Raw genomic sequence first — 2,125 nt, 5'->3', positions numbered from 1 at the left:
ACCGCGCTCTCCCACGTCACCGACGCCACGCTGGCCGCCGCGCTGCGCGCCGCCCGGGCCGCCCAGCCCGGCCCGCCCGGCCTGCGCTTCGCGGTGATCGGCATGGGCCGGCTCGGCGGGTACGAGTCCAACTACCTCTCCGACGCCGACGTGCTCTTCGTCTACGACCCGCCGGCCGGGACGGACGAGAGCGCGGCCAGCGCCGCCGCGCACGCGATCGCCGAGGAGTTGCGTCGGCTGCTCTCCGCGCCCGCCCCCGACCCGCCGCTCGGCGTCGACGCCGACCTGCGCCCGGAGGGTCGGCAGGGCCCGCTGGTCCGCAGCCTGGCCGCCTACGCCCAGTACTACGCCCGGTGGTCGCGGGTGTGGGAGGCGCAGGCGCTGCTGCGGGCCCGGTTCGTCTGCGGCGACGCCGACCTGGGCGCCGAGTTCGAGGCGATGATCGAGCCGGTGCGCTACCCGGCCGACGGGCTGACCCGCGAGCAGGTGGTGGAGATCCGCCGGATCAAGGCGCGGGTGGAGACCGAACGCCTGCCCCGCGGCGCCGACCCGGCCACCCACACCAAGCTGGGCCGGGGCGGGCTTGCCGACGTCGAGTGGGCGGTGCAGCTGCTCCAGCTCCGGCACGCCGGCCGGCTGCCGGCGCTGCGCGGCACCCGTACCCTCGACGCGCTCGCCGCCGCCCGCGACGCCGGCCTGCTCGACGGCGAGGACGCGGCCGAACTGGCCGCCGGCTGGACCCTCGCCGCGCAGGTCCGCGACGCGTTGATGCTGGTCCGGGGCCGCTCCGGCGACCAGTTGCCCCGGCACGGCGTGGAGCTGGCCGGCGTGGTGCGGCTGCTGGGCCACGACGACCCCGGCGAGTTCCTCGACGAGTACCTGCGCACCGGCCGCCACTCCCGCACCGTCGTGCAGCGCATCCTCGAAGCCCCGCTCTGACCGGAGCGGGGATCCCGCCCCGGTGATGAGTTCTCGCGCCCGCGCCCGTCACACCTACGACGGGACACGACGAGACGTGAGGACGACGAGATGATTGCGGACATGCGTGCGGAGCAGGGTGCGGTCGACGAGCCGGTGTTCGCCGGGCTGACCGAGCGGCACCGGCGGGAACTGCACGTGCACTGCTACCGGATGCTCGGGTCGTTCGAGGACGCCGAGGACGCCGTGCAGGAGACGTTCCTGCGGGCGTGGCGGCGGCGGGAGACCTACGCGGGACGGTCGACGGTGCGGGCCTGGCTCTACCGGATCGCCACCAACACCTGCCTGGACCTGCTCGCCAAGCGTCGCCCGCAGCCGGCGACCGGCGGTGAGGTGCCGTGGTTGCAGCCCTACCCGGACCGGCTGCTCGACGAGCTGCCCGCCGGCGACGCGGACGAGCCGGAGGCGGTCGCCGTCGCGCGGGAGACGATCGAGCTGGCGTACCTGGTCGCGGTCCAGCACCTCGCGCCGCGCCCACGCGCCGTGCTGATCCTGCGCGACGTGCTCGGCTGGCCCGCGCGGGACGTCGCGGAGCTGCTCGGCGACTCCGTCAACTCGGTGAACAGCGCGTTGCAGCGGGCCCGCGCCGGCATGCGCGCGCACCTGCCCGCCGAGCGGCAGGACTGGACCGGCGGCGAGGAGGACGCCGGCACCCGTGAGCTGGTACGCCGCTTCACCGACGCCAGCGTCGCCAAGGACGTCGACCGGCTCGCCGCGCTGCTGGCCGACGACGTGCGCTGCTCGATGCCGCCCACGCCGGGACTCCAGGTCGGCCGCGACGCGGTGGTCGGCGACTGGGTCGCGGACGGCTTCGGGGAGCTGGGGCGCCTGCGCGCCGTCCCCACCGCGGTGAACCGGCAGCCCGCCGTCGCCTTCTATCTCTGGCGGGAGGGGGAGGGCGCGTACCTGCCGCTGACCGTCGACGCCCTGCGCGTCACCGGCGGGGCGATCACCGAGATCGTCACCTTCCACGCCGACCAGTTCCCCCGGCTCGGGCTGCCCGGGCGCCTGCCGGCCGACGGCACCGAGTAGCCCCGGTGCGGACGCTCACGTTGACCGCGATGGCCGCCGACGTCCCGGCCGACCGGACGCTGCACCACATTCCGGCGTTGCGCCGCGACCAGAGCGAACCACTGGCACTGACCAC

Annotated in this window: 2 protein-coding genes; both read left to right on the top strand. The window is 75.8% G+C overall.

Going from position 1 to position 2,125, the window contains the following annotated elements; all coding sequences use genetic code 11:
* Positions 1–939 (top strand): [protein-PII] uridylyltransferase family protein (locus tag HUW36_RS31550; protein WP_484502614.1); only part of this gene is annotated, 939 nt, incomplete at its 5' end.
* 102 nt (positions 940–1,041) lie between these two features.
* On the top strand, positions 1,042–2,010 hold the full coding sequence (locus HUW36_RS31545; protein WP_246248418.1) for an RNA polymerase subunit sigma-70: 969 nt from the start codon (positions 1,042–1,044) through the stop codon (positions 2,008–2,010).
* The last annotated feature ends 115 nt before the right edge of the window (positions 2,011–2,125 follow it).

This window comes from Micromonospora maritima, assembly GCF_902825405.1.
In the GTDB taxonomy this organism is placed as follows: Bacteria; Actinomycetota; Actinomycetes; order Mycobacteriales; family Micromonosporaceae; genus Micromonospora; species Micromonospora maritima.
Note: the sequence above shows the minus strand (reverse complement) of the source record. Positions and strands in the feature narration are given on the sequence as shown.